The sequence below is a fragment of the Nocardia sp. CA-135953 genome, from assembly GCF_050955735.1.
In the GTDB taxonomy this organism is placed as follows: Bacteria; Actinomycetota; Actinomycetes; order Mycobacteriales; family Mycobacteriaceae; genus Nocardia.
In genome coordinates this window covers 6,588,631-6,607,309 of sequence record NZ_CP192082.1, presented here as the reverse complement: position 1 = coordinate 6,607,309, position 18,679 = coordinate 6,588,631, and the positions used below count along the sequence as shown (strand labels likewise).

Annotated in this window: 19 protein-coding genes, 1 tRNA gene and 3 pseudogenes; 8 read left to right on the top strand and 15 right to left on the bottom strand. The window is 64.4% G+C overall.

Translation table 11 applies throughout. The features are described from left to right. Positions 1-141 precede the first annotated feature (141 nt). Positions 142-1,122 carry an aldo/keto reductase gene (locus ACQPXH_RS30100; RefSeq protein ID WP_433599814.1) on the top strand — a complete coding sequence of 327 codons (981 nt, stop codon included), beginning with the start codon at positions 142-144 and terminating at the stop codon, positions 1,120-1,122. 507 nt (positions 1,123-1,629) lie between these two features. On the opposite strand, the gene ACQPXH_RS30095 is transcribed toward ACQPXH_RS30100, so the two are convergent. Further along, positions 1,630-2,700 carry a potassium-tellurite ethidium and proflavin transporter gene (locus ACQPXH_RS30095; RefSeq protein WP_433599813.1) on the bottom strand — a complete coding sequence of 357 codons (1,071 nt, stop codon included), beginning with the start codon at positions 2,698-2,700 and terminating at the stop codon, positions 1,630-1,632. Between the two features lie 62 nt (positions 2,701-2,762). Here ACQPXH_RS30095 and ACQPXH_RS30090 point away from each other — a divergent pair, with 62 nt between their 5' ends. Further along, positions 2,763-3,320 (top strand): TetR/AcrR family transcriptional regulator, encoded by a 558-nt coding sequence (locus tag ACQPXH_RS30090; protein WP_433599812.1) that lies wholly within the window; start codon positions 2,763-2,765, stop codon positions 3,318-3,320. A gap of 19 nt (positions 3,321-3,339) precedes the next feature. Here ACQPXH_RS30090 and ACQPXH_RS30085 read toward each other — a convergent pair. From ACQPXH_RS30085 to ACQPXH_RS30050, 8 genes and pseudogenes are all read right to left on the bottom strand, one after another. Beyond that, a pseudogene (locus tag ACQPXH_RS30085) lies at positions 3,340-3,453 on the bottom strand (IS630 family transposase); the annotation flags it as partial. 80 nt (positions 3,454-3,533) lie between these two features. After that, complete coding sequence (locus tag ACQPXH_RS30080) at positions 3,534-3,734, bottom strand: hypothetical protein (protein ID WP_433599811.1); 201 nt, start codon at positions 3,732-3,734, stop codon at positions 3,534-3,536. 228 nt (positions 3,735-3,962) lie between these two features. Next, positions 3,963-4,430 carry a cupin domain-containing protein gene (locus ACQPXH_RS30075; RefSeq protein ID WP_433599810.1) on the bottom strand — a complete coding sequence of 156 codons (468 nt, stop codon included), beginning with the start codon at positions 4,428-4,430 and terminating at the stop codon, positions 3,963-3,965. A 96-nt stretch (positions 4,431-4,526) separates the two neighbouring features. Next, on the bottom strand, positions 4,527-4,835 hold the full coding sequence (locus ACQPXH_RS30070) for a HigA family addiction module antitoxin (RefSeq protein ID WP_433599809.1): 309 nt from the start codon (positions 4,833-4,835) through the stop codon (positions 4,527-4,529). Between the two features lie 12 nt (positions 4,836-4,847). Next, positions 4,848-4,988: pseudogene (locus tag ACQPXH_RS30065) on the bottom strand (type II toxin-antitoxin system RelE/ParE family toxin); the annotation flags it as partial. A 283-nt stretch (positions 4,989-5,271) separates the two neighbouring features. Next, a tRNA-Arg gene (locus ACQPXH_RS30060) sits at positions 5,272-5,344 on the bottom strand. Positions 5,345-5,542: 198 nt separating this feature from the next. Next, a complete protein-coding gene (locus ACQPXH_RS30055) occupies positions 5,543-6,355 on the bottom strand; it encodes a DUF1542 domain-containing protein (RefSeq protein ID WP_433599808.1) in 813 nt (270 codons plus the stop codon). A gap of 70 nt (positions 6,356-6,425) precedes the next feature. Further along, positions 6,426-6,647: pseudogene (locus ACQPXH_RS30050) on the bottom strand (acyl-CoA dehydrogenase family protein); the annotation flags it as partial. A 456-nt stretch (positions 6,648-7,103) separates the two neighbouring features. Between ACQPXH_RS30050 and ACQPXH_RS30045 the strand changes: the two are divergent. The 5 genes from ACQPXH_RS30045 (at position 7,104) to ACQPXH_RS30025 (ending at position 12,189) form a co-directional block, all read left to right on the top strand. Further along, on the top strand, positions 7,104-7,829 hold the full coding sequence (locus ACQPXH_RS30045; protein WP_433599807.1) for a ParA family protein: 726 nt from the start codon (positions 7,104-7,106) through the stop codon (positions 7,827-7,829). Further along, entirely contained in the window at positions 7,829-8,677 is an 849-nt protein-coding gene (locus ACQPXH_RS30040) for a hypothetical protein (protein WP_433599806.1), read from the top strand. The genes ACQPXH_RS30045 and ACQPXH_RS30040 overlap by 1 nt, the downstream gene beginning before the upstream one ends. 267 nt (positions 8,678-8,944) lie before the next feature. Beyond that, positions 8,945-10,546, top strand: a complete 1,602-nt coding sequence (locus ACQPXH_RS30035; RefSeq protein WP_433599805.1) for an NlpC/P60 family protein — start codon at positions 8,945-8,947, stop codon at positions 10,544-10,546. Positions 10,547-10,708: 162 nt separating this feature from the next. Next, complete coding sequence (locus tag ACQPXH_RS30030) at positions 10,709-11,104, top strand: ArsR/SmtB family transcription factor (protein ID WP_433599804.1); 396 nt, start codon at positions 10,709-10,711, stop codon at positions 11,102-11,104. After that, complete coding sequence (locus ACQPXH_RS30025; RefSeq protein ID WP_433599803.1) at positions 11,101-12,189, top strand: cation diffusion facilitator family transporter; 1,089 nt, start codon at positions 11,101-11,103, stop codon at positions 12,187-12,189. The genes ACQPXH_RS30030 and ACQPXH_RS30025 overlap by 4 nt, the downstream gene beginning before the upstream one ends. A gap of 274 nt (positions 12,190-12,463) precedes the next feature. Here the strand turns inward: ACQPXH_RS30025 and ACQPXH_RS30020 are convergent, their stop codons facing one another. Next, positions 12,464-13,225, bottom strand: coding sequence for a dienelactone hydrolase family protein (locus ACQPXH_RS30020; RefSeq protein ID WP_433599802.1), 762 nt, complete (start codon positions 13,223-13,225; stop codon positions 12,464-12,466). 355 nt (positions 13,226-13,580) lie between these two features. Continuing rightward, positions 13,581-13,991, bottom strand: a complete 411-nt coding sequence (locus ACQPXH_RS30015; protein WP_433599801.1) for a hypothetical protein — start codon at positions 13,989-13,991, stop codon at positions 13,581-13,583. Between the two features lie 390 nt (positions 13,992-14,381). On the opposite strand from ACQPXH_RS30015, the gene ACQPXH_RS30010 reads away from it, so the two are divergent. Beyond that, a complete protein-coding gene (locus ACQPXH_RS30010; protein ID WP_433599800.1) occupies positions 14,382-16,019 on the top strand; it encodes a long-chain fatty acid--CoA ligase in 1,638 nt (545 codons plus the stop codon). A gap of 16 nt (positions 16,020-16,035) precedes the next feature. Here ACQPXH_RS30010 and ACQPXH_RS30005 read toward each other — a convergent pair whose 3' ends face one another. The 4 genes from ACQPXH_RS30005 to ACQPXH_RS29990 all read right to left on the bottom strand — a co-directional run bounded on the left by ACQPXH_RS30005 (position 16,036) and on the right by ACQPXH_RS29990 (position 18,475). Then, a complete protein-coding gene (locus tag ACQPXH_RS30005) occupies positions 16,036-16,584 on the bottom strand; it encodes a hypothetical protein (protein WP_433599799.1) in 549 nt (182 codons plus the stop codon). 23 nt (positions 16,585-16,607) lie between these two features. Beyond that, entirely contained in the window at positions 16,608-16,805 is a 198-nt protein-coding gene (locus tag ACQPXH_RS30000) for a hypothetical protein (RefSeq protein ID WP_433599798.1), read from the bottom strand. Positions 16,806-16,957: 152 nt separating this feature from the next. Then, positions 16,958-17,350, bottom strand: coding sequence for an SCO5389 family protein (locus ACQPXH_RS29995; RefSeq protein ID WP_433599797.1), 393 nt, complete (start codon positions 17,348-17,350; stop codon positions 16,958-16,960). A gap of 60 nt (positions 17,351-17,410) precedes the next feature. Next, positions 17,411-18,475: a nitronate monooxygenase gene (locus tag ACQPXH_RS29990; protein ID WP_433599796.1), complete on the bottom strand. Its 1,065-nt coding sequence runs from the start codon at positions 18,473-18,475 to the stop codon at positions 17,411-17,413. Positions 18,476-18,679: the final 204 nt, after the last annotated feature.

Here is an 18,679-nt window from a genome sequence, read left to right as displayed (position 1 = left end):
CATGGGGATATCGAGTGCGAGGAGGTGGCGACATCGACCAAGCGGAGATATTTGCAGGATAGCCGGGATAAGTCCCGGATAACGTTGACCCACAGTTGGAAATCCGGGCGAAAGAGGTCACATTTCACGAGGAGGAATCACATGGAGCCGCAACGACTGGGCAAGCAGGGTTTGATCGTCTCCACGTTGGGACTCGGCTGCATGGGGATGAGCGATGCCTACGGGTCCGCCGACGAAGCCGAGTCCATCGCAACCATCCACCGGGCCCTGGAACTAGGGGTCAATTTCTTCGACACGTCGGATGCCTACGGCCCGTTTACCAACGAGGAACTGGTCGGCAAGGCGATTCGTGGTCAGCGTGACGAAGTGATAGTGGCCACCAAGTTCGGCTTCGTGCGCGGCTCGGACGGCAGCTGGCAGGGCATTGACGGCCGGCCGGAGCACGTGCGGGAGGCCTGCGACGGCTCGCTCCGACGGTTGGGGGTTGACCACATCGACCTCTACTACCAGCACCGCGTCGATCCAGCCGTCCCCATTGAAGAGACCGTCGGTGCCATGGCGGGACTGGTAAGGCAGGGGAAAGTACGTTATCTCGGCCTGTCCGAGGCAGCGCCCGCGACCATCCGCCGGGCGCATTCCATACACCCGATCTCCGCCCTGCAGACCGAGTATTCGCTGTGGAGTCGCGACCCCGAGGACGACCTCATCCCCGCAGTTCGGGAATTGGGCATCGGCTTTGTCGCGTACAGCCCGCTCGGCCGCGGCTTCCTCACCGGGCAGTTGCGCCGTTTCGAGGATCTGCCAAAGGACGACTGGCGTCGCCGGAGGCCGCGGTTCCAAGGAGAGAACTTCCAGAAGAACCTGGAACTCGTGGAGCGAGTGAAGGAGATCGCCGCCGCGAAGCATGTGACGCCGGCTCAATTGGCATTGGCGTGGATCCTGGCCCAGGAGGAGGGCATCGTTCCCATCCCTGGCACCAAGCACCCCCGATACCTGGAGGAGAACGTGGCCGCGCTCGGGATTACCCTTACGCGCGAGGACCTGGACCGCATCGGGGAGGCGGTACCGAAAGGCGCGGCCAGCGGTTCACGCTACGAGGATATGACTGCGGTGGACCGCTGAACCGACTGCCCCGTCTCGACTTCCGTGAATCGTAGCCGGTATCTGGATGCGACGCCTGGGGCGCGATCGGCCGTAGGCACGGCCCCGGCGAGTCCTGGCCGATAAGGGCTACTCACTCGCGCGATCCGGCAGCACCTTCGACAGCGGGTATCACCGCGACGATTCCCAGCACAGCGATCAGCAGGCCAACCGTCGTCGCCGAGGCAGTGCAGGTCGCCGTCCACCGAGGTTCGATCGGACCGCTTATCGGCGCCGCAATGTGGTCGAACGCTGTTTCAACCGGCTCGAGCAGTATCGGGCCATCGCCACCCGATACGACCGCAACCTCCAACCGAGGCATGCTCGACCTGGCCACCCTGCTCACATGGCTTTGAGGACGGACCCTAGCGTGGGCTGCCAGGCGTTCTTGTAGAAGTGCGAGGCGGCGAGCGATGTCTCCGCTCCCGGGTAACGACCTGGGTCGAGAAGTTGCCGGAGGCGAGCGACTTGGCTGTTCCTGCTCGCGGGTCAGCCAATCGCCTGCTTCTCGGCGGCTGGCCGCTGTCGTCTTGCCGCACGGGTCGTCGCGCTGAGCAAGAAGATCGACTTCGCCGCGACCACCACAACGAGGACCGTGAGAGCGGCGAGCAATCCGACCGTGGTGGCCTGCCAAGCAAATGGATGCAGCAGCCGTAACCACGTGATGACGAGCGCAGTGACACTCGCCGCAGGGAAGGTGAATGACCAGAAGCTGAGCGAGAACGGAAGTGCACGGTAGCGCGGCAACAACGTCACCTGGATCAGCACCATGAACGCCGTCACCGCCGTCAACCCCTCGAACACCTCATCGGGTCGACCGCCAGAGATCGTCAGCCACGCTGCCGCCGCGACGGCAGGGGGAGCAATCATGATCGCGAGTGTCGGAACGAGCGGTGCGGGCATGGTTGGACGGAGCGCGAGTCGGAGGAAGAAGAACGCGGAGATAACCAGCCAGAAGAAGATCCCGACCGCGAAAGTTCCGACGGCAAGCCAGTCAAGCCCTGACTCGGCAGCGGCGAGTGCGCCAACGAGACCAGCTGCACTGATGGGCAGGTAGTAGCCGCCATGAACGGATTCGAGCGTCAGTTCCCCACGCATCCAGAAGCTCAGGATCCATGCGCCGAACGCGGCAGCGGCGGCAATGGAGATCAACGTCAGCACGGTTCCGGCAAGTGGAATCGTACGGTGAAGGCTTGCTCCGAGCAGCATCGCGGTGATGGGAAGCAATGCCGCGAGCGGGCCTTGAGCGAAGTGCGTGAGCTGATGCGAGAGCGGTTGATCGGTGCGTGTGCCGCGACGCACGTGCACCGCGATGGTCCAGAGCCAGGCGATCGCAGCGATCAGCCAGAACGCTTGCCCTATTGCGAACGGCATGCCGAGCGCGATAGTCGCCACGGACCAAACCTGGGCGAGTCCAGCCAAGCCCAGGGGTATGGCGAGCGTGTTCAATGGAACGCGCGTCGGCACGCCAGTTGCAGGGATGACGTGCGCAAAGGGCAGTTGACCAGACAAAGGAATGTCCTCCTGGCAGGGGTAGCGGGACCCCGACGTGAAACGCATGGGCAGTTATTGACCTGAAGGTACAGTATCTTGCAAGTTACTCTGTTTCCGTGGGTAGGCCGATGCAGTTCGAGACGGGTGCGGCCGTAGAACAGGCGATGGACCTGTTCTGGCGTCAGGGGTACGCCGGAACGACGCCGCAGGAGTTGGCCAGTGCGATGGGGATCGGCAAAGGCAGTCTCTACAACACATTTGTGAGCAAGCACGCGCTGTTCATGAGTGCCCTTCGGCGCTATAGCGAGAGACGACTCGAGTATCTGACCGACTTGTTCTCAGCGCCCGGGCCGATCGGTCCGCGTCTCAAAAGGGCGATCGCTGTCCTTGCCGGCGTCGGTGAGCACCAACGGGGGTGCGTCATGGTCAATGCTGTCGCGGAGCTCGGCGCCGCCGACGACGACGTGAATCGCATCGCGAGCGAGCTCTTCACGCAGATCGAAGCGGTGTTTCGGCAAGCAATCACGCAAGGACAGGAATCGGGAGAATTCGGCGTGGATCGCGTTGCCGACGCCGCCGCTGGTCAGGTACTTGCCTCCGTGATCGGGCTCAGTGTGCTCATCAAGGCTGGTAGGCCGTCGGAGACGTTCGGCGCCATCGTCGACGGCATCATCGACGCGTTGTGACGTCGAAGAGAATCCAACGCAACACTATCTTGGCCCGCATCGCCAGATACTGAGCGGTCTTGGCCCGCCTCGCCCACGAAACCAGTTGCGCGCGTTCGGCAGCACTCAACACCAGATCGGACTTCGGCGGCAGCGTCGCCCGCGACTTGCCGGTCAACCGGCACGCGGCCGTAACCCCGACCAGCGGATCGAGTTCGGCGACGGCCGCATTGATCACTTCTCGTGCTTATTCTCGAAATCCGCGCTGCTGGAGAGCATTTCCAGCAGCGCGTGTGCTTTTCCCAGGACGGCGAGGGCTTTGTCCTTACGTGCCAGCTCTTCCCGGGTACGTGCGAACTCGGCTTCCAGCTTCTCCACCCGCCTATCGGCCTCGGTCCTCGTCGGCCCGGTCTGCTTGGCGGACAACGCATTCAAAGCGCCCGCGTCCCGAGCGCGGCGCCACTCGATCGCGTGCGAGTGATACAGCCCTACTCAACCTCAGCAAACTAACAGACCATCAGGTCTCATTTCAGTCTGACAGGGACAGGCGGTGACAAACCAATGCTGCAACTGGATCGCTCGTCCGTCGAGGTCCCGCGACGACCGCTCGTGTTCGTGTCTGTTGGTGTCAGTCGTTGGTGTTGGCAGAGGCACCGCATGTGCTCAGGTGACTGAGCGCCAGTTGGGAAGACTCTCGAAGTGCACGTCGTAGCGGTCCTGCTCAGGGATTAGCGAGTCGAACTCGGCTTCACCGCGGCTGATGGCGGCCAACTGCTCGAAGTAGCCGAACCGCTCGATGCCTGGGCTGAGAACGACGAACACGTCGGCTTCCTGGCCGTCGGCCGCCCCGAAGACGTGCGGCAGGCCGGGTGGGATGACGACCAAGCCGCCTTTCGCGACCGTCGTCAGAGTGTCGCCGAGGCGGAAGAGCATCGTCCCACCCAGCACATAGAAGGCTTCGTGGGACAGCTTGTGGTGATGCGGCGGCGCGCCGTCGGCGCCGGTCTTGAGCGTCAGACGGCTGGCGCTGACCGCACCGCCATCGGCGAGCAACTCGAACGTTCCGTCCGAGAGCGACGCGCCGCCTGCCTCGCCGGGCTGTACGACTAGGGCCGTGGGCTTGGCTTCCATTGCGACTCCTTCATTCGGGTTCATCGCGTGAGGACTCCAGGACAGCAATGAACCCGATCAATGATCGGGTTCATTACTGTCCACGAGGATATCTAACTAACAGGCGACCGATTGGCGAGGCACGATCCGGCTGAGTTTGTCGCCGAGGTTCTCGCGTTCACGTACCAGGTCGTAGTGCGTCTGGAGGTTGATCCAGAACTCGGGTGTGGTGCCGAAGTACCGGGCCAGCAGCAGCGCGGTTCGTGTGGTGATGGCCCTCTTGCCATGCACGATCTGGTTGATACGCCGCGCCGGGACATCCAACGCCCGCGCAAGCGCATTCTGGCTGATCTGCAATGGCTCCATGAACTCTTCCGCGAGAATTTCGCCAGGAGAGATCGGAGGCAGTGGTGTTGTGGTCGTCATGGTCTCTCCTCCTCAGTGATAGTCGACAATCTCTACGTCGCGCGGTCCAGCTGCTTCCCATACGAAGCAGATCCGCCATTGGTCGTTGATACGGATGCTGTGCTGCCCCTCGCGATCGCCACTCAACTTTTCCAGCCGATTGGCAGGTGGAACAACGCCGCAGCTGCTGAACTTCGCGGGTTCACTCCGCAAGAGATGCGGCACACGGCGTCATTGGCGGTTTCGGAGGGTGCGTCGGTACTCGGCATTCAGCGGATGCTCGGACACGACAAGCCGAGCACGACGTTGGATTTCTATGCCGACCTGTTCGATGACGACCTCGATGCAGTGGCTGATCGGCTGAACTCGGCGCGAGCCAACTTCGTTACTGTGTACTCAAAACGGTGCAGAAGTGGTCGACCTTCGAAAAGTACAGGGATGACCTGCGTCGATGCTGTGCCCTCGGCAGGATTCGAACCTGCGACACCCGCTTTAGGAGAGCGGTGCTCTATCCCCTGAGCTACGAGGGCTGAACTGGCGGTGCCGGGGGCACCGGTGGGACTTCGGGGAGTCTACCGGGTCGGGGGCGGGTGGGTTGAATCGATTTGGTCGGAGGGCGAAGAGGGTGTCATCGGGTCTGGATCGGTTGGGGTTGACCAATGCCGTAAGACAGAGACTGTTGGGGTCCTCGGAGTAGCCGCTGGTATCGAACAGCGCCCTGAAGGCGGTCAGAACCCGCCGTCGAAGCCGCCTCCATCGAACCCGCCGCCGTCGAAACCTCCATCGTCGAACCCGCCACCCGAGTCGTACCCACCTTGATCATCGGAGTACCCGCCCTGATCACCCGAGTCGTAACCCTGGTCCCCACCTGCCGCGTCGAGCGCGTCCTGATACCCCTCGCCGTAACCACTTTCGAACCCCTGCACGTCATATCCGACGCCGGACATTCCGGAGAACAGCGAGGAGAACAGCAACGCCGAACCCAAACCCCAAGCGCCGCCGATCAATGCGGGCCGCCACCACGGCTCGGAGTACCAGCCCGCGGGTACCGGCCGCCCCGCGACGCGTCCGCCCGGATAGTAATTCGGCGTCTCCGCGGAGGGGTTCGGCGAAGCGGCGACGTCGCGGCCCTCGTATTCGACGACCCGCTTCTCGGTGACCCGCCCCGCGGTGTCCTGACCGTCCAGCGCCGGAATCACCGGGCCTGGATCCATCAACATCGCAGTGCGCGCCGCGCGGATGTAATACATGCCCTCGACCGCGGTCTGCTTCGCCAGCCGCGCCTGGGCGGGCGTGCGGGCTTGCTCGATCTGTGAGCCGGCCGCGATATGCCGCTCCGAGGCGTCGACGAGTGCCTGCTCAGCTGCCTCATTGCTGCCGGTCAGGTTGTAGACCTGACCTGCGAGTCGCTCGATCATCTGCCTGGCGTCGGCGGCCGCGTCGTCGAACTCCCGTGCCGCACGCTGCTTGCTCTGTTGCGTCTGATAGATGACGTAGGCCGCCGCGAGCAAGATGACAACGCCGATCAGTACCCACAGCATCGCTCGCGCCCTTTCGTCATCGTTCCCGGTCGCCCCGAGCTTACTGGGGGCTAGCTGAGACTCGGCTGAGCTAGCGGCGGGCGGTGACCCGTCGTGTCCATTGTCCGGCGACTGCCGGGATGACCAGACATCGGATCTGGTTGGTGCCCTCGAAAATCTGCATGACCTCGGCATAGCGCAGATAGCGCTGTATCGGGAAGTCCTGGGTGTAGCCGTCGACGCCGAACACGTGCGCCGCATCGGTGGTGACCTTCATCGCGGCATCGGGGGCGATCAGTTCCGCGATACCGGCCGGCGAGTTCGGACCGCTGAATGCAATCGAAAGCCGTTGTCCCACAACGTCTATCATGCTTACCGCGGACCGAGATGGCCCGACAGCGCGCCGCGGCCGCATCGGATACAGCATGCGCTTCGGAAATGTTGTAGGCGCCGATGGATTCGCCCGATCCGCGCCGTCTGGAAAGGTTTCGGTCTTCTCGGATTCGAACACGCGTGGCACCTTGTCGGTGATATCGCGAGTGAGCTCGCTCAGGTCTCGGCGTCGGGAGCATCGGGTCGACATTTCACTATGCGCCCGGTTGGCGACAGGGCGGTCGGGTGTGTCCAATTGGACACAGCTTTGCCGCCGAAATCGGGCACAGCGCTCGCGCGCGAGGAAATGGCAGGTCCGCAATCAGCGGAAATTGAACTCCGCTGTGCGAAACTTGGCCCGCCACAGCTGACCATCCTCACCCTCGGAGGACTGTCCATGAAGAATTCTGTTGCGCCACTGGAAATACCCGAACCACTGGTCATAACGCTCGGAAATCTCAAAGGCGGCGTCGGCAAGACGACATCAGCGTTTTTCTTGGCTTCATATTTCGCGCAGGTCCACGAATTGCGAGTGCTCGTCATCGACGCCGACCCGCTCAGTCAGACCGGATATTCCTGGTATCGGCGGCTGCTCAGGGGTGGGATCGAGGTGCCGTTCAAGCTGATCGCCTTCCCGTCCCGGCATGTCGACGACTGCATTACCGATAATGGCGGGAAATTCGATGTGATCATCGTCGATGCCGGTGGCGAGTCGGCCGAGATATTCAAGGCCGCCATACCGCAGAGCGATGAGCTGATTCTGTTGACCAGCGTCAGCCCATCGGAGGTCAAGCGGGTGCCGAGTACCTATAAGGCCGCCGAGGAGGCCGCGGCGGATAGCGGCCGCGAGATCCGGGTGCGGGTACTGATGACCAAGGTGCCGGTGACGATGAAGAACGGCGTGAACGTCTCGACCGAATACCGCACGCAGCGCGGAAATCTGGAGGATGCGGGCTACGACGTATTCGAATCCTATTTGAGCGCGTGGAAGTGGTACCGGGAGGCGGCCGACGGGGAGGTCGGGGAGGGTGCCGAGAATCCGATCATGGATCTCGGTGAATACCGGCAGGTCGGCGAGGAACTGGTGAGTCCGTACCGGGTCGCGGTGGAGGTGCCCGCCTGATGCCTCCGCAGCGTAGAAAGGGTTCCATCGGCAAGGGCTCGATCGGTGGCGCGAATCCGTTGGCGGATAGTGCCGAGCACACGCCGCCGGTATCCCCGCTGCGGGATGCCGAGTGGCGAACGGGTCCGCTGAGCGCGGCGTCGCTGGAGGTGATCGCGCCGGCAGTCGAGGCGAATGTACTGACGATGCCACTGCCCGCGCCGAACGAAACCGGGCTGGTCGGGCCGCTCGACGATCGCGAACAGGCCCAGTTGACGGCCTGTGAAACCTCGATCGACGGCCTGCGGGTCGCCTTCTGGTCTGCCGGACGCGCGCTGCAAATAGTGCGCGACGGTCGGCTCTACCGGGATCGGCACGCGAGCTTCGACGATTATGTGGAGCAGCGCTGGGATATGCAGCGGTCATACGCGCACAAGTTGATTCGGGCCTGGCCGCTCGCCGCCAAATTGCATCCGATCGCCCCCGCGATCAATGAGGGACAGGTTCGCGAACTGCTGCCGGTGGCCGCCCAGTACGGCGAAGATGCGGCGGTCACCGTGTACACCACGATCGCCGGTGTCGACGATGTGAAGGTCACCGCGGGCAAGCTCCGCGAGGCCGTCGCGCTGCTGCCCGAGCGGTTCGACAAGGCCGAGGTGGTCGAATTGCTGCAGGCCTGGCTGCGCGGGGAGTTGCGGGACCGATCGAGGGAGCGGGCCGTCGATCTGTTCGCCGCGGTGGAATCGCGGTTCGCCGCGCTGACGCGACGAGTTGTCAAGGGCTCGAACAATGATCCGGCGGCGGCGCGCGAATTCGCCGCGAAACTGCGAACTCTCGCCGAACAGATCGAAGAACAGATCATCGCTTGAGCCATTTCTGTGCCGGAATGCCTCGCTGCGGAAGAGATTCTGCTGCGGGGCATTTCAGATTAGTTACGCTTTTGTTATCGTCAATGCGCGTGTTGTGTCGCATAATTGGCGCGGATTGAGCGAAACATGGCGCTCGGATCCGCTGGACAAAGATCACCGTGATGGTTTTCGAATTCATTCGAGGTCTTGGTGAAGTCCGGAACGCCAATGCAGTTCGGCGTCGACGGCCGGCCAGGAACTTCGATACGAGCATCGGAGGACCGGATCATGGCATCAACTACGGAGGGTCGATATTCTCGTTTCCTGCGGCGCGTGCTCCTATGGGCCGTCGGCGCGGGAGTCATCGCAGGCGCGGCCATCGCCGCGACACTGCTCGCAGGAGGTCGGGCGTCAGCGCAACCGCTGACCATTCCGGGGGTCGGGACATTCGAAGTCCCGGATCAGATTTCGATTCCCAGCATTCCCGCGGTAGCGGATTCCGGCGCACCTTCGGAGATCGGGCCAGCTGAAGTTCCGGGGAAGGAACTTTCGGCGCCGCGCGCGGTTCCCGGTGCGGAAGTCGAGGTGCCCCTCGGGGTCCCGAGTAATGAGCTTTCGATTCCGCCGACGATTCCGGGAGCAATGTTCTCCGCGCCTCTCGCGTTCTTGAATATCGAGCGTTCGGCACTTCCATTGATTTCCACTGTTGACGCTGCTCCTTCGTGTGCTGCGCCTGTCGCGGTGCAGGGCAAGGAACTTTCGGCGCCGCTGGCTGCGCCGGGTTCCGTACTCGCGGTGCCCTTGCGGGCTGTGGGTGTCGAGCGTTCTGCGCTTCCGCTGGTTTCTGCGGTTGAGAATTACATTGCTCCCTTGGGTGCGGCGCCTGTCGCGGTGCAGGGTAAGGAACTTTCGGCGCCGCTGGCTGCGCCGGGTTCCGCGCTCGCGGTGCCCTTGCGGGCTGTGGGTGTCGAGCGTTCTGCGCTTCCGCTGGTTTCTGCGGTTGAGAATTACATTGCTCCCTTGGGTGCGGCGCCTGTCGCGGTGCAGGGCAAGGAACTTTCGGCGCCGCTGGCTGCGCCGGGTTCCGCGCTCGCGGTGTCCCTGCGGACTCTGGGTATCGGGCGTTCGGAACTCCCGCTGATTCCCGCGGTCGAGGATCCGGTCGCTGTCCCAGAGTTCGCGCCGGTCGAGGTCCGTGGGAACGAACTTTCGATTCCGCTGGGGGTTCCAGGTGCACAAATCTCGATACCCGTCGGGGTGCTCGGGTTGGAGCGGTTTGCTCCGCTCGCGATCCCCGGCGCGGAACGGTCCGCGCCGCAGGCCGGGCGCTCACTGCCCGTGGTGATTCCGTGGGGCGAACGTTCGGCGCCAGAGGCCGGGCGATCGGCGCCGGCTGGAGCCCCCGGTGCCGAGCCACCGGCGTTCGCGACGATTCCGGGGACCGGGATTACGGTGCCCGCGGATATGTTCCGCAGTGAAATCGCGTACCTCAGCAGCGTTCTCGGCATCAAGCCGCCCGCCTCGCCGCCCGTGGTGGCGCCGCAACGCACGCACGGTGAGATCGCGGTCGACGCGGCACGCGGCAAGGTCGGCACCGGATACAGCATGGGCGCGACGGGGCCGGATGTCTTCGACTGCTCCGGGCTGGTGCAGTGGTCGTATAAGCAGGCCGGGGTGAAGGTGCCGCGGACCAGTTATGAGCAGCTGTCCGAGGGCACCCCGGTCGCCCAGGACGAGCTCGAACCCGGTGACGTGGTGTCCTTCTACGACGGCAGCCACTCGGCCCTCTATGCCGGTGACGGCAAGGTCATCCACGCTTCGACCTATGGGACCGGCGTGATCATGTCGCCGATGTCCTCGATGCCCTACGCGGGCGCCCGTCGGTACTGAGCGCGCACGAGTCACACCGATTGAACGGATGAGCTGGAGCGGGCCGGTCTGCCGACGGCAGTGCAGGGATGTCGCCGTCGGCCCGGTCCGAAGGGACCGTTCCATCTGACCCGGTCCGAAGGGACCGTTCCATCTGATGCAGCATAGTTTTATTATCTGCGTATGAATGCAGATAACGAGCCACTGCGGCTACCGATTGCGGAGGACCAGGTCGGACTGGTCGTCGAAGTCTTCCGCATGCTGGCCGACTCGACCCGCGTACAGATCCTGTGGGCGCTGGTCGACCGGGAACTCTCGGTCAATGATCTGGCCGATCACATCGGCAAGCCCGGCCCCTCGGTATCGCAACACCTGTCCAAACTGCGCATGGCTCGTCTGGTCCGGACCCGCCGCGCCGGAACCACCATCTTCTACAGCCTGGAGAACGGACACGTCCGCCAGTTGGTCGTGGATGCGGTGTACAACGCCGAACACGCGGGCCCTGGTGTACCTGCGCATCACCGCGGCGGGGGGTCGGTACGGGGACTGCCTGCTCGCGATCAGGCGGTGGCGGAATGAGTCACGAGCGTAATCCTGAACGCTGGCAGAACATTTCGCGTGGTCACCACCACGGGCATTCGCATGGTGCGGACCACGAGCACGACCACGATCATGGGCACGACCACGACCACGGTGCGAACCATGACCACGACCATCCGGGGGGATTGCGTGGTGCGCTGCGCGATATCTTCCTACCGCACAGCCACGACGCCGCCGACAGCATCGACGGTGCGCTGGAGTCCAGCGCTGTCGGGATCCGCGCGGTGAAGATCAGCCTGCTGGTGCTCGGGCTGACCGCCGTGCTCCAGGTATTGATCGTGCTGGCTTCCGGTTCGGTCGCGTTGGCGGCGGACACCATTCACAACTTCTCCGATGCGCTCACCGCGGTGCCGCTGTGGATCGCGTTCGCGCTCGGTCGGCGGGCGGCGACGCGGCGCTACACCTATGGGTTCGGGCGGGCCGAGGATCTGTCCGGGTTGTTCGTGGTCGGTATGATCACGTTGTCCGCGATCATCGCCGGATACGAGGCGGTGCGCAGACTGATCGATCCGGTGCAGATCCAGCATCTGAGTTGGGTCGCGGCAGCGGGACTCATCGGTTTTCTCGGCAATGAGACCGTCGCGCTGTATCGGATCAGGGTCGGGCGGCGAATCGGCTCGGCGGCACTGGTGGCCGACGGATTGCATGCGCGGACGGACGGATTCACCTCACTGGCGGTGCTGATCGGTGCGGGCGGGGTTGCGCTCGGATTCCCGCTCGCCGACCCCATTGTCGGACTGCTGATTACGATCGCGATTCTCGCGGTATTGCGCACGGCCGCGCGAGATGTGTTCCGCCGCTTGATGGATGGCGTCGAGCCCACCCTGGTGAGTACCGCCGAGCGGGCGCTGGTCGGCGAACCCGGTGTGCTCGGTGTGCGCAGCCTTCGAATGCGCTGGATCGGCCACCGCTTGCATGCGGATGTCGAGCTGGATGTCGTCCCGAGCATCACGCTGGCCGACGCGCACCGCTTGGCCCACGGCGCCGAGCACACCCTCACCCATGCCGTGCCCAAACTCGACAGCGCCCTCGTGCACGCCTACCCCGCTCACTCCGCGGTCTGACTTGCCGTCGAGCGTCGTCGGATGGCGGTTCTCGGGCACGTGGGGCCGCCATTCGGCATGTGGGGTCCAGTGGCGCGAAGAGTCGCGCTAAGCCGATCCGGTTGGGTCGGGCCGGTCGGTTCGGGTGATTGCTGAGCGTTGTTGGGCGCTGGTGGTTTCGGGGGTGGTGCTGCAACCGGCCATATTTGGCGCTAACACGATGCCTCGAGAAGCGTGTCCCGAGGCATCACGACGTGCGTGGTTGGACTCCGGACCCGGATTGGGGCCTGCTCGGCTACCGGCGCAGATTGCGGTCGAACAGAGCGAGCAGCTCGCGGTAGTGACGTTCGGCGGCGTCGGGGTCGTGGGCGGAGGTATCGGCCTGGGTGTAGCCGTGTTGGGCACCCTCGTAGACCTCGGTGCGGTAGCGGACACCGGCGGCGTCGAGTGCCTTGTCGAACTGAGCGATGTGTTCCGGGGTCATGTGCTGATCCTCGCCGGCGTGGGCGAAATACAGCTCCGCGGTGATGTTTCCGACGGTCAGGTGCGGACTGTCCGGGGTGTCGGTAACGAGCGGTCCGCCATGGAATCCTGCCACCGCCGCAACCCGATCCGGGAACATGGCGGCGATCAGCACCGCCAGCCGCGCACCCATGCAGTAACCGGTGAGGCCGACCTTCCCCTCGGCGACCTGCGGCGACGTCGCCAGCCACTCGAGATAGGCGTCCGCATCGGAACGCAGTAGCTCCGGTGTCAGCTCGCGGATCATCGGGAAGACCTGCTGAAAGATCTCCGGCCGTTCCGCCGGGTCGATGACGTCCGGCAGCTCGATCACCGGCGCACGCCCGTGCCGGTAATACGCGTTCGGCAGCAGGACGGTGTAGCCGTGGGCAGCAATGCGGTCGGCCAACGACCGCAGGCTGGGCCGCAGTCCGAAACCGTCCTGAATCACCAGCACTCCCGGATGGGCCGCGCCATCGTCGGGGCAGGCGACATACGCGTCGGCGACACCATCGGGCGTCCGAACGTCGACCGACCTACCGTGCGTTGCAGTCATCGTTGAATCCTTCTGTCGTAGTTGATGTCCTGTGATCAACACGACGAAGGCGGAGCCCGCGCAACACCGGATCCTCGATCGAAAAGCGAACCGACACCGGCGGTCTGCGCGGCGCTCAGAACAGCACCGGGTAACCAATACGTGTGTGGCGCAATGCCGTCCCGGTAGTCATCGCTTCACACCGTAGCCCACCGGACAGGACCGATGTCAACTCTGAGGTGCCATCGCCACTCGGTGACCTCGTCACCTGACTTCGACACCAATACCGGCCGCACACCGGCTGTCCTTGGGAATCGTTGTGAGGTGCGCCTTTTCGCGGGCTCAGTCCAAATCCGCGAAAAGTCGCGCCAAGAGTTTACTGTTGGTGCCCCGTCCGGAGCGGGGCGACTTCGCAAATTATCTGCGATAGCGCGGATGATCTTGGATGCGCTGGACCGAGAAAGGACGGGGCGTCGTGGCGGAATCGAATACCAGCAACAAGATCCGTCAGCTCCCGCATGGCCTTCAGCACCGCCACGCCGTCACCGACGGCGCCGAAGTCGATGTGCCGCATCATCGCAGGGAGGAACGCCAGCACCGTGGCGAATCGGCCCGCCATCTCTTCGAACCGGGAGTCGAACTCCAGGTCCGCTTGCGGCACCAGCTCATCGATCGCCGCGACTGCCGCCCGCAGCTCGGCCTTGGACACAGTGTTCTCGATCAGATCCCACACCAGCCGCAACGACAGCTCCGGCTCGGTCTCGGTCATCTCCAGCAGCACTCGCACCGCCCGCGCCAACCTGCCGGCGTTCTTGCTCTTCGGGTACCGGCGCAGTTTCTCCTCCTTGGACTGCAGCTCTGCCCGGCGCCATCAGATTGGTCACCATCAGCAGGTCGAAGAACTCGAGCACGTCGTCGACCGCCTTGGCGCGCAACGTGAACACCGTCGCGCACAGCAGCGCCAGCACTTAGCGCGACTCTTCGCGCCACTGGACCCCACGTGCCCATTCGACTCGTCTCGCAAATCGCGGCGCAGCCGGACAAACTGATGGCACACGCCTTCTGATGGGATCGGCTATGGAGCCTTCTGCGCGCCCTACCCTTGGGTAACATCCCCGGTGTGATGTGGCTCATGGTCGGCGGGCTGCCGTAGCCACCGTAGAAAAAAGGAGTACCGATGTTGAGCACCATGCAGGACGAGCCGTTGTCGCTGGCGACGTTGCTGCGCTACGCATCGACGTTCATGGGCGATGCCACCGTCTCGACCTGGACCGGCACCGGCGTACGCACCATGACCTACCGCGAGCTCGGCGCCGAATCGGCACGTCTGGCAAATGCGTTGCGCACCTTGGGAATTGGTGACGGCGATCGGGTCGGCACCTTCATGTGGAACAACAACGAGCATATGGTCGCCTACATCGCGGTACCCGCGATGGGTGCGGTGCTGCACGCGCTCAATATCCGGCTCTTCCCTGAGCAACTGGTCTTCGTGGCCAATCACGCCGAGGACCAGGTGGTGATCGTCGACGGCACGCTGGTGCCGATGTTCGCCCAGTACCTGCCGAATCTGAAGACCGTCCGCCACGTCATCGTGGCCAATGGCGATGCCGCCGCGCTGCAGGCCCCCGAGGGTGTCCAGGTGCATTCCTACTCCGAACTGCTCGCCGCGCAGCCGGATACCTTCGACTACCCGGTGATCGACGAGCGATCCGCCGCCGCGATGTGTTACACCTCCGGCACCACCGGTGACCCGAAGGGTGTGGTGTATTCGCACCGCTCCAACTGGTTGCACGCCATGCAGGTGTGCCAGCCGACCAGCATGGGCTTCTCCAACCGCGACTATGTGCTCGCCATCGTCCCGCTGTTTCATGCCAATGCCTGGGGCCTGCCGTATGCGGCGCTGATGTCGGGCGCGAATGTCCTCATGCCCGACCGCTTCCTGCAGCCGGGTCCGCTGCTGGAAATGATGGCCAGCGAGCAGCCGACCTTCGCCGCGGCCGTCCCGTCCATCTGGGGTGGCGTACTCGCCGGGCTGGCCGCGAAGCCGCAGGACATCTCGCATCTGCGGTCGGTGGTCGTCGGCGGTTCGGCGGTGCCGCCGTCGATGATGCGCGCCTTCGAGGAAAAGCACGGCGTGCGCATCCTGCACGCCTGGGGTATGACCGAGACCTCCCCGCTCGGCAGCGTCGCGCATCCGCCCGCCGGGGTAGACGGTGAGGACGAATGGGAGTACCGCTTCACCCAGGGCCGTTTCCCGGCGGGTGTGCAGGCCCGCCTGGTCGGCGATAACGGCACCGTGGTCCCCGATGACGGAGAGTCGCTGGGCGAGTTGGAAGTTCGCGGTCCCTGGATCACCGGGTCGTACTACGCCCCGGACGGCGCGGTGATCGATCCCGACAAGTTCGACAATGGCTGGCTGCGTACCGGCGATGTCGGCAAGATCAGCCCGGACGGCTACCTCACCCTGGTCGACCGCGCCAAGGACGTTATCAAGTCCGGTGGTGAATGGATCTCCTCGGTCGATCTGGAGAATGCGGTCATGGGCCACCCGGCCGTCGCCGAGGCCGCGGTCATCGGTGTGCCGGACGAGAAGTGGGACGAGCGCCCGTTGGTCGCGATCGTGCTCGCCGAGGGCACCGAGGCCGAACCCGAAGAGCTGCGCGAGTTCCTCGCCGACAAGTTCGCCAAATGGCAGCTGCCGGAACGGTGGACCTTCATCGCGGAAGTCCCCAAGACCAGCGTCGGGAAATTCGACAAGAAGCGCCTGCGCGCCCAGTACGCCGACGGCGACCTCACCGTCACCACGCTGTCCTAGAACGACAAACCCCGCGTCACCACTTCAGCATCGGCAGTGGTGACGTGGGGTGTGTCCGGATTCGCTCGGCGGCCAGCTGGATCAACCGGCGGTGGAAGCCTTTGTCGGGGTAACGCTTTGTGAGTTCGCGGTAGGTGGAGCGAGGTATTCCGAAGCGTCCGAGCAGGCCGTATTCGACATCGATCGCATCGGCTCGGCGGAAGATCTCGATCGGGTCCGTGGCGGTGCCCGCTGACCGAATTTTGTGGTGCTCGTCGATCATTGCGACGACCTGGTCCGCCAAGTCGGGGCGATCTATCTGGTCGAGCCATTGCAGGGCAAGGTCGGCTGACGGCGCAAGGTAGTCGAAGGTGCCCGCGGTCCAGATGCCCAGATCGTGGAACGCCGCGGCGGTGTGGAACTCCTCGCGGGTGCTCGGCAAGGTGCTCGAGCCACCATCGAGCAGATCGCACAGCTCCAGCACCCGCAGCACATGGTTGGTGTACGCACCGCGATCCGAGCCGAGTTGTGGCAGCCAGGGATTCAGCCGCCGATCGATCTCATCGCGAAGATCGTTGCCGCTCATGCGCCCTCACACTACGCGCCGAATCAAGTGTGACGCTGTTCCGATTCGAGGATTGAGAAGTCGATCTCGCCGGAGTCGACCATTTGGCGCAGGCGCTGCACGGCGGCCTCGCGGCGTCGGCGGTCGACGATCTCACGGAGGCCGCGTTCACCGTGTCGTTCTTCGTGTTGGTGCCCAAATACCTTGCTCCAGATACCTTGCTGCTTCAGTGCGGGCATCATCGTCGAGGTCGGGCACTCTTCGTGCCATCGGAACCCTTGATCTGTCAGTAGCAATTCGAGATATCACTGCACGGGATCCAGCGTCCACTGCCATCTGACCACACGCAGGTCGGCGCGACCGAAATCTCGACCGCGCCGACCTGTGAACTGATTCAGCAGTTGCGTAGTTCGGGGTTCTGGTTCAGCAGTTGGGCACGAGTCCCGATGAAGGTGGTGTAGGTTTCGCCGCCGACAGCGGCGATCGGGAAGGCCGCGACGCGGTGGCAGTTCTGGAAGGCGAGCTTCACGTTGAAATGGCGTTCCAGGCCGCCGCGGATGGCGTCGGAGGCCATGGCGCGCAGCAGTTGTCCACGGGCCACCTCATCGGGCGGCGCGACGACATTGTCGGCGAATTCGGCTGTGCCGGAATGCAGCTCATCGGCCACCCGGCTGACGACCTCCCAGGCATACGGGAGCGAGACTCGCACGACCTCGACGAAGTCGGCGTCGTCGACCTCGCCGCGTTCGGCGCGTTCGAGTAGGGCGGTGGGAACATCGAGGGACATAGCGCTCTCCTGACCTGGATTGCTGTTGCGATGCCCCTCGATTCTAAACGGAAACTGTTGTCAACAAGACTGGATTCGTCCCGAAAGTGCTGTGGTCAGTGCGGTTTTCGCATCAGCGGCCAAGGTGCGGACCAGTTCACCAGCGGGTAGCTCAGGTGCCAGCGTGTGGGTCTGGCCAGCCCACATGTTCACATCGTCCGGATTGCCCGCCGCTCGTGCGGCGGCCCGCAACGGCGCTGTGGCGTAATGGATTTCCGGATAGGCGGCCGGTGCTGTCGCGGAATGTTCGTCCATGAACCGATTGCGCAGGCCGCGCGCCCGGCGGCCGGTGAAGGCGCGCGTCAGCATGGTCGGGGTGTCGGCGCCGAGCGCGGCGCGGTGCACCGGATTGGTGCCCGCTTCCGGTGAGCGCAGGAAGACGGTCCCGAGTTGCACGGCCGCCGCGCCGGCCGCGAGTGCTGCCGCGATGCCTGCCCCCGTGGTGATGCCGCCGGTCGCCACGATCGGCCGGTCGACGGTGGCGTTGAGGATCTGCAGCAGTGCGAGCAAGGTGAGCGGATCGGTGGCGTCATCCGCGACGCGATCGATGAAGGTGGCGCGATGCCCACCCGCCTCCGCGCCCTGGGCGATCAAAACATCGGCACCCGCCTCGACCGCGATGCGGCCCTCGGCCGCCGAGGTGACCGTCACCCAGACTTCCGAACCGGCCTCGTGCAGCCGGGCGACCTCGGTGGCGCTCGGGTAGCCGAAGGTGAAGGTGACCACCGCTACCGGCGCATCGATGAGCAGCTCGAGCTTGGCGTCCCATTCATCTGTGTCGTACTTCGGGACGCCGACCTCGTGGGCGCGCCCCAACTCGGCGAGGTAGTCGGCGAAATCCTCGGGCGCGGCGGCGGGGCCCGGGGTGAAGAGGTTGACGCCGAACGGCGCCGTGGTCAGTTCGCGGGTGGCCGCGAGTCGCGCCGCGGTATCGGTCGCGGTCAGGTATCCGGCGGCCAGCAGGCCGAGGCCGCCCGCCGCGGAGACCGCCGCCGTCAACTCCGGTGTGGACGGCCCGCCCGCCATCGGCGCGAGCACGATCGGAACGCTCAACTCGTTGAGGATCACGGTCCTAGTGTGGCGCATCGGTCGCCGCTCGCGATTGCTTGCAGGTCGCTCGAAAGGGTCAGCGTCGTGATGCCGCCCCGCGCGTCTGACCAGGCCTTAAACAGGGACTTCGGTCGATAAGGTTGCGGAATGGTCACGACGGGGTAGAGTTCCCGTCACAACGGATGCCGAAACGTTACAAAACTTCGGCATCCGTCGAGTCACTGTAGGTCGAGCGCAAGG